Origin of the sequence: Roseicyclus sp., from assembly GCF_052168335.1 — a bacterium.
Classification (GTDB): Bacteria; Pseudomonadota; Alphaproteobacteria; order Rhodobacterales; family Rhodobacteraceae; genus Roseibacterium.
On sequence record NZ_JBQLZP010000117.1, the window covers coordinates 1 to 7,298 of the forward strand.

Here is a 7,298-nt window from a genome sequence, read left to right on the forward strand (position 1 = left end):
GGGGCCGCGCACCGCGGCGCAGGCCGTCGGGACCGCTCGGCTGGATCGCGGCCTTCATCCGCCTCGTCTTCCGCGTGATCTGGGGCCTCGCCTGGCGCGGGGCGGCCGTCGCCGTCCTGCTCGTCGGTCTGGCCACCGGCTACTACTACACCCAGCTTCCCGACGTCTCCGCCGTCGTCGATGCCCGCGCCCGCGGCTCGGTCACCATGCTCGACCGCGACGGCAACGTCTTCGCCTGGCGCGGCGACCAGTTCGGCGGCGTGATCGATCCCGGCACGGCGAGCGAGCACCTCGTCCACGCCATCGTCGCGACCGAGGACCGCCGCTTCTACCGCCACCTCGGCGTCAGCCCGCGCGGCATCGCGTCCGCCATCCGCATCAACATGCGCGAGGGGCGCGGCCCGCTCGAGGGACACGGCGGCTCCACCATCACGCAGCAGGTGGCCAAGCTCATGTGCCTCGGCGTCGCCTACGACCCCGAGCAATGGGAGAGCGAGGCAGACTACGAGCAGGACTGCCGCCGCACGACGATCTGGCGCAAGATCCAGGAGGTGCCCTTCGCCTTCGCCATGGAGCTGCGCTATTCCAAGGACGAGATCCTCTCGGTCTACATGAACCGCGCCTTCCTCGGCGCGGGGGCGAGGGGCTTCGAGGCGGCGGCGCAGCGTTACTTCGGCGTCTCCGCCGCGCAGGTGAACCCCCAGCAGGCCGCGATGCTGGCGGGCCTGCTCGTGGCGCCCTCCTACTACGCGCCGACCCGCAACCTCGAGCGCGCGCAGCGCCGCGCGGCGACCGTGCTCGGCCTGATGGAGGAGGAGGGCTACCTCACCTCCGCCGAGGCCGCCGCGGCGCAGGCGAACCCCGCGACCCTGTCGGAGGCCGCGACGCAGAACCTCGGCGGCGCCTTCGCCGACTGGATCATGTCGTCGGGGCCGGATTTCCTGACCGGCGACACGACCGAGGACGTCGTCATCCGCACCACCTTCGACCCGGCGATGCAGGCCGCCGCCGAGGCCGCGCTGGAGGAGGTCTTCGCCAACCAGGTCCGCGAGGGCTCGGAAGCGCAGGCCGCCATCGTCGTGATGAGCGCGGACGGTGCCGTGCGCGCGATGGTGGGCGGGCGCGACACGCAGGCCGCAGGCCTCTTCAACCGCGCGACGCAGGCGATGCGGCAGACAGGCTCCTCGTTCAAGCCCTTCGTTTACGCCACCGCGCTCGACCTCGGATGGCGCTTCGACGACATGATCCTCGACGCGCCGCTGACGATCGACGTGCCGGGCTCCGGGCCCTATTCGCCGACGAACTACACCAACGAATACTACGGCGAGGTGACGCTGACGGACGCGCTCAGGACCTCGCTGAACACGCCCGCCGTGCGCCTGTCGGAGGAGGTGGGCCGTGATCTCGTGCGCACCGTCGCCTCGGAGTTCGGGATCGAGAGCAGCCTCGCCGATGGTCCGGCGCTGGCGCTCGGCGCGTCCGAATCGACGCTGATCGAGATGACGGGGGCCTATGCCGGCATCCTCAACGGCGGGTCCGCCGTGCTGCCCTACGGCGTCGAGGAGCTGCGCATCGTCGGCGACGACATGCCCCTCTTCGAGCAGCGTTCGGGCCTGCAGGACCGGGTGATCTCGGAGAACTCGGCCCGGCAGCTGACCTACATGATGTACCAGGCCGTCGAGGGCGGCACGGGGCGGCGCGCGGCGCTGCCCGACCGGCAGGTGGCGGGCAAGACCGGGACGACGCAGGCCGCGCGCGACGCGTGGTTCCTCGGCTTCACGGCGGATTACGTGGCCGGCGTCTGGATGGGCTACGACGACAACACGCCCTTGTCGGGCGTGACGGGCGGCGGCCTGCCCTCCGACATCTGGCGGCTGACGATGGAACGCATCCACGAGGACCTGCCGCCGCGACCGTTGCCGATGATCGACCCCGCCATCGAGGCCCGCCCGCCGCCGGTGGTGGAATACTTCCCCGGCGGACAGCAGCCGATGCCGCAGCAGCCGGGCCGCGAGCCCGATCTGGCGGAGCGCATCCTGATGGAGGTGCTCGGCGGGCTCTTCGGTCGGAACTGAGGCGCTCTAGCCCATGTTCCTGAGGTCGGCGCTCAGCCGGTCGATGTCGCCGCGCCGCGCGTCGAGCATGGCGCCGATCTCCGAACGCTCGGAGATCACGAGGCTCACGCCCTCGATCAGGATGTCGATGAAGCGGTTCTGCCCGCTTCGGTCCCAGACGCGCCAGGCGATGGCGAAGGGCGCCTGTCCGGGAATGCGGACCTGCGAGTCGACCTCGACGTAGCGCTGCGTCGTGCGGGCGCCGGTCACGGTGATCTGCCCGCCCTGGAACTCGCGGAAGCGGCGCCCGTACTTGCGCGCCATGTAGCCCTGGAAGGCGCTGGCGAAGGCGGACATCTGCGACGGGCTCGCCGTCCGGGCGGGCGGGCCGAGGACCGAGGCCGCGATGGTCGGCACGTCGCCGTAGTCGCGGAAGATGCGCTCGAACTCGCGCAGCATGGCGGCCTCGGCGCGGCCGGAGTTGATGATGCCCTGCACGTCGGCGACCACCCGGTTGACGAGGGCGGCGGCGGCTTCCGCGCTCTGCGCCCGTGCCATGCGTGGCGGGCCCGCAACGAGGACGATCGCCGCCATGCCCGACAGGAGGCCCCGGCGCGTGATGCGCCCCGTGAAGGTGTCGTGGTCGTTCGCCGTCATACCGTGTCCTGCCGTCTCGGGCGCGTCCGCGCCCCGGTCGTCTTTCGGGCGCGTCCGCGCCCCGGTCGCTATTGCCCGTAGGGGTCGAGATAGGGGTCGGCGTGGATGTCGGCCGCCGCGCCCGGCTCGCCCCCCGCGTAGGGATCGAAATAGGCATCCTGCGACCCTCCGCCAAGCTCGAAGCGCCGATTCTGGAGGTAGAGCGAACGCATCGTGACGTAGCTGTCCTCGGAACCGTAGAGCACGTCCTCGATCGTCCCCGCGAAGTCGTGCCGGTCCCCGAACCGCGCGAGGACGCGGGCTCCGGTGAGGTATCCCGTCTCGGGCGGTTCGACGACGTGGCGGAGCGGATTGAGCGCGAAGTCGAGGACAAGCCCCACGGAATCGCGCGTCGTCGAGGGCCCGAAGACCGGCAGGACGTGGTAGTCGCCCTCGCCGAGGCCGTAGACATGCATCGTCTCGCCGAAGCCCGTCTCCTCGGCGGGAAGGCCGATCGCCGTCGCCGGATCGAAGAGGCCGCCGATGCCGACAGTGGTGTTGACCGCGAAGCGCAGCGTGTTGCGCACCGCGTCCTCGACGCGCAGTTGCAGGAGGTCGTTCAGCACGTAGCCCGGCTGGTTGAGGTTCGACGCGAAGTTGCTGACGCCGCGGCGGACGGGGCGCGGGATCGCGTTGCCGTAGGCATTCGCCGCCGGGCCGACGAGCGCACGGTCGAGCGATACGTTGAAGCGGTGGACGGCGCGGTTCTGCGCCTCGCTCGCGTCCGCGATCGTGTCGCCGGGCGGCAGCGTCGCGGGCCCGCAGGCCGCGAGCGCGAGCGCGGCGGCCAGCAGCGGGACGCGGAGGAAATGCCGGTGGCGGATGCCGGGCGCGATGATGCGCGGCGAGGGCGAGGCTGAGGACAAGGGCGGCTTTCCCGGACGAACACGCGGATGGGGGGAGCCTAGTCCGCGATGGCGGCAGGGGAAAGGCCGGGAGGTGGGAATATCCGGGCATAACCGGGACCGCCGCGCGCACACCGGGCCGCGCAGGCCGCCCTTTCCCTTTTCCCGGGGCGCCTGTAGCCTCCGCCACGGCAGGCGGGACGACCGCCAACACAGGGAGAACGGACGACATGACGGGACGAATCGAAGCGCGGCTGGTGGAACTGGGCGTGAGCCTTCCGGACGCACCCGCACCGGCGGCAAACTACGTGCCGCAGGTCACGGTGGGCGATCTCGTCTTCGTCTCGGGGCAGGTCTCGATGGCCGACGGCGCCTTCATCACCGGCAAGCTCGGCGCCGACATGGACGTGGCGGCGGGCGCGCAGGCTGCCCGGACCTGCGCGATCAGCCTTCTGGCGCAGGTGCGCAAGGCCTGCGACGGCGACCTCGACCGGCTGGTGCGGGTCGTGAAGCTGACCGGTTTCGTCAACTCCACCCCCGATTTCGGCGACCAGCCCAAGGTGGTGAACGGCGCCTCCGACTTCCTCGTGGAGGTGCTGGGCGATGCGGGGCGGCACAGCCGCTCCGCCGTCAGCGCGGCCTCGCTGCCCTTCGGCGTCGCTGTCGAGGTCGAGGGCATCTTCCAGATCCGGCCGTGAGCCGCACATGACCCTCCCGGCCGGGTTTCTCGCCACGCCCATCGCGCACCGCGCGCTGCACGACATCGAGCAGGGCATCCCCGAGAACAGCCGCGCGGCGATCCGCCGGGCGGTCGGCGCGGGCTACGGTATCGAGATCGACGTCCAGCTCTCGTCGGACGGGCGCGCCATGGTCTTCCACGACGGCACGCTCGACCGGCTGACCCATGCGACGGGCCCGGTGGCTCAGCGCAGCGCGCGCGAGCTCTCGGACCTCGTCCTGCGCGGCAGCGAGGACCGCATCCCGACGCTTGCGGAGGTGCTGGAGCTCGTCGGCGGTCGCGTGCCGCTCCTCGTCGAGGTCAAGGACCAGTCGGGCGCGCTGTCCGCCGGCGACGACACGCTCGAGCGTGCCGTGGCCGCCGATCTGGCGGGCTACGAGGGTCCCGTCGCGGTGATGAGCTTCAATCCCCACGTCGTCGCGGCTCTCGCACGACACGCGCCCGACGTGCCTCGCGGCCTCACGACCTGCGGCTACGTGCCCTCGCAATGGACGCAGCTTCCCGAGGAGACCTGCGCCGAGCTGCGCGCCATCGGCGACTTCGACGCGGTCGGCGCAAGCTTCATCAGCCACGACTGGACCGACCTCGGCAGCCCGCGCGTGGCCGAGCTGAAGGCGCGGGGCGTGCCGATCCTGTGCTGGACGGTGAAATCGCCGCAGGTCGAGGCCTCGGCGCGGCGGATCGCCGACAACATCACCTTCGAGGGCTACCTGCCGCCCGCGCCGGACCGTGACGGGCCCGAGGATTGACCTCGGGCCGATGGGCCCCATCTCAAGCAGCGTTCCCGACCGCAGCCGCAAGCCGGAGGCCAGAAGTGGACGGCAGCCCGCAGATCGAGATCGAGGTCCTCTCCAGCCTGTCGCAGATCGCGGCCGGGGACTGGGACGCCTGCGCCTGCCCCGAGGCGGCGGATGGCGGGCGCCCGAACGACCCCTTCACGACGCACCGCTTCCTGAGCGCGCTCGAGACCTCGCGCTCGGTCGGCACCGGCACGGGTTGGCAGCCCCGCCACCTCGTCGCGCGCTCGGGCGGCGAGATCATCGCGGTGGCGCCGCTCTATGCAAAGGGCCACAGCCAGGGCGAGTACATCTTCGACCACAACTGGGCCCATGCCTACGAGCGCGCGGGGGGACGCTACTATCCCAAGCTGCAGATGGCCGTGCCCTTCACGCCCGCGACGGGGCGGCGCTTCCTGACCAGGCCCGGCTGGGAGGAGACGGGGCGCGCGGCGCTGGTGCAGGGCGCGGTGCGGCTGGCGGAGGACAACGGCGTCTCCTCCGTCCACGTCACCTTCTGCACCGAGGGCGAGGCGCGCGAGGGCGCGGCGATGGGCCTGATGCACCGCGTATCGCAGCAGTTCCACTGGTTCAACGAGGGCTACGCGGACTTCGACGACTTCCTCGGCGCGCTCTCCTCGCGCAAGCGCAAGAACCTCCGCAAGGAGCGGGAACGCGCGCGGGATTTCGGCGGCGAGATCGTCGCGCTGACGGGCGACGACCTGAAGCCCGAGCACTGGGACGCATTCTGGGTCTTCTACCAGGACACCGGCGCGCGGAAATGGGGGATGCCCTACCTGACGCGGCGCTTCTTCGACGCGGTGCAGGAGACGATGCGCGACGACGTGCTCCTCGCCCTCGCCGTGCGGGAGGGGCGCCCGGTCGCGGGCGCGCTGAACTTCATCGGGCGCGACACGCTCTACGGCCGCTACTGGGGCTGCCGCGAGGATCATCCCTGCCTGCACTTCGAGCTCTGCTACTACCAGGCGATCGACTACGCGCTCGCCCACGGCATGAAGCGCGTCGAGGCGGGCGCGCAGGGCCAGCACAAGCTTGCGCGCGGCTACCTGCCGGTGGCGACGCATTCGCTCCACTGGGTGCGGGATGCGGGCTTCGCCGGGGCCATCGCCCAGTATCTCCGCGCCGAGCGGCAGGCGGTTGACGAGGAGATCGAGGTCCTCACAAGCTGGGGGCCTTTCCGCAAGACGCAGGTGGAGGAACAGGAATGACGACGCCGCACAGGCTCGAGGGCGAGGATCGCAGGAAGGCGCTCGAGGCGCTCACCGCCCATGGCTGGACCGAGGTGGAGGGGCGCGACGCCATCGCCAAGACCTTCACCTTCGGCGACTTCAACGAGGCCTTCGGCTGGATGACGCGGGTGGCGCTGGTGGCCGAGCACATGAACCACCACCCCGAATGGTTCAACGTCTACCGCAAGGTCGAGGTGACGCTCGCCACCCATGACGTGGGCGGGTTGTCGAACCTCGATGTCGCGATGGCCTCCAAGATGGACCGTCTGGCGGGGTAGGGCGGCGGAAAAGCCGGCTTTTCCGCGCCGGAATCGCCGGCGATTCCGGCGGCGCGGGTGTCGGCCGCGCCGCCCCTCGGCCCTCAGCTCGCGGCGGCCGAGACGGTGCCGCCGCCGATCGCGTCGAGCAGCGTCTCGCCCGCCGAGACCTCGCAGACGCCGGGGCCCGCCTCGACGTTGAAGACCTTCACCACGCCATCCTCGGCATAGAGGGCATAGCGGCGCGAGCGGTCGTAGAAGCCCACGGGCTCGGCCGAGAAGTTCATGCCGATCGCCTTGGTGAACTCCGCCGCCGCGTCGGCGAGGAGCGTGATGCCCGCCGCCGCGCCGCCGGTCGTGTCGCCCCAGGCGGCCATGACGAAGGGATCGTTCACCGAGATGCAGATGATCTCGTCCACGCCCTTCGCGTCGAAGCCGTCCTTGGTGCGGATGAAGCTCGGCATGTGGGCCGAGGTGCAGGTGCCGGTGAAGGCGCCGGGCAGGCCGAAGATCGCGACCTTGCGGCCCTTCAGCTTCTCGCCCAGCCTGACCGCCTCGGGCCCCTTCTCGCCGATCCGCAGGAGCGTGGCGTCGGGCAGGCTGTCGCCGACGGAAATGGACATGGTGTGAACTCCCTCGCTTGTCGTGTCCGGCGCGGCCGCTTGTGTTGCCGCTCGCGAG

The 7,298-nt window shown here is 71.1% G+C and carries 8 protein-coding genes; 5 read left to right on the forward strand and 3 right to left on the reverse strand.

Going from position 1 to position 7,298, the window contains the following annotated elements:
* A partial coding sequence (locus ACTS11_RS03770) for a transglycosylase domain-containing protein (protein ID WP_442639008.1) occupies positions 1-2,075 on the forward strand: 2,075 nt, incomplete at its 5' end.
* 6 nt (positions 2,076-2,081) lie between these two features.
* Here the strand turns inward: ACTS11_RS03770 and ACTS11_RS03775 are convergent.
* Both ACTS11_RS03775 and ACTS11_RS03780 read right to left on the reverse strand, forming a co-directional pair.
* Positions 2,082-2,711 (reverse strand): MlaC/ttg2D family ABC transporter substrate-binding protein, encoded by a 630-nt coding sequence (locus tag ACTS11_RS03775; RefSeq protein ID WP_442639009.1) that lies wholly within the window; start codon positions 2,709-2,711, stop codon positions 2,082-2,084.
* Positions 2,712-2,779: 68 nt separating this feature from the next.
* Positions 2,780-3,616 (reverse strand): MlaA family lipoprotein, encoded by an 837-nt coding sequence (locus ACTS11_RS03780; RefSeq protein WP_442639010.1) that lies wholly within the window; start codon positions 3,614-3,616, stop codon positions 2,780-2,782.
* A gap of 209 nt (positions 3,617-3,825) precedes the next feature.
* On the opposite strand from ACTS11_RS03780, the gene ACTS11_RS03785 reads away from it, so the two are divergent.
* From ACTS11_RS03785 to ACTS11_RS03800, 4 genes are all read left to right on the forward strand, one after another.
* Positions 3,826-4,293: a RidA family protein gene (locus ACTS11_RS03785; RefSeq protein ID WP_442639011.1), complete on the forward strand. Its 468-nt coding sequence runs from the start codon at positions 3,826-3,828 to the stop codon at positions 4,291-4,293.
* 7 nt (positions 4,294-4,300) lie between these two features.
* On the forward strand, positions 4,301-5,083 hold the full coding sequence (locus ACTS11_RS03790; RefSeq protein WP_442639012.1) for a glycerophosphodiester phosphodiesterase family protein: 783 nt from the start codon (positions 4,301-4,303) through the stop codon (positions 5,081-5,083).
* Positions 5,084-5,148: 65 nt separating this feature from the next.
* A complete protein-coding gene (locus ACTS11_RS03795; protein WP_442639013.1) occupies positions 5,149-6,339 on the forward strand; it encodes a GNAT family N-acetyltransferase in 1,191 nt (396 codons plus the stop codon).
* Positions 6,336-6,638 (forward strand): 4a-hydroxytetrahydrobiopterin dehydratase, encoded by a 303-nt coding sequence (locus ACTS11_RS03800; protein WP_442639014.1) that lies wholly within the window; start codon positions 6,336-6,338, stop codon positions 6,636-6,638. Before ACTS11_RS03795 ends, ACTS11_RS03800 begins: the two co-directional genes overlap by 4 nt.
* An 83-nt stretch (positions 6,639-6,721) precedes the next feature.
* On the opposite strand, the gene ACTS11_RS03805 is transcribed toward ACTS11_RS03800, so the two are convergent.
* Positions 6,722-7,240 (reverse strand): peroxiredoxin, encoded by a 519-nt coding sequence (locus ACTS11_RS03805; RefSeq protein WP_442639015.1) that lies wholly within the window; start codon positions 7,238-7,240, stop codon positions 6,722-6,724.
* Positions 7,241-7,298 lie beyond the last annotated feature (58 nt).

Excerpts from the sequence above, each read along its gene's own strand:
- ACTS11_RS03775 (WP_442639009.1), bottom strand. The coding sequence starts at position 2,711 with ATGACGGCGAACGACCACGACACCTTCACGGGGCGCATCACGCGCCGG.
- ACTS11_RS03785 (WP_442639011.1), top strand. The coding sequence starts at position 3,826 with ATGACGGGACGAATCGAAGCGCGGCTGGTGGAACTGGGCGTGAGCCTT.
- ACTS11_RS03790 (WP_442639012.1), top strand. The coding sequence starts at position 4,301 with ATGACCCTCCCGGCCGGGTTTCTCGCCACGCCCATCGCGCACCGCGCG.
- ACTS11_RS03800 (WP_442639014.1), top strand. The coding sequence starts at position 6,336 with ATGACGACGCCGCACAGGCTCGAGGGCGAGGATCGCAGGAAGGCGCTC.
- ACTS11_RS03805 (WP_442639015.1), bottom strand. The coding sequence starts at position 7,240 with ATGTCCATTTCCGTCGGCGACAGCCTGCCCGACGCCACGCTCCTGCGG.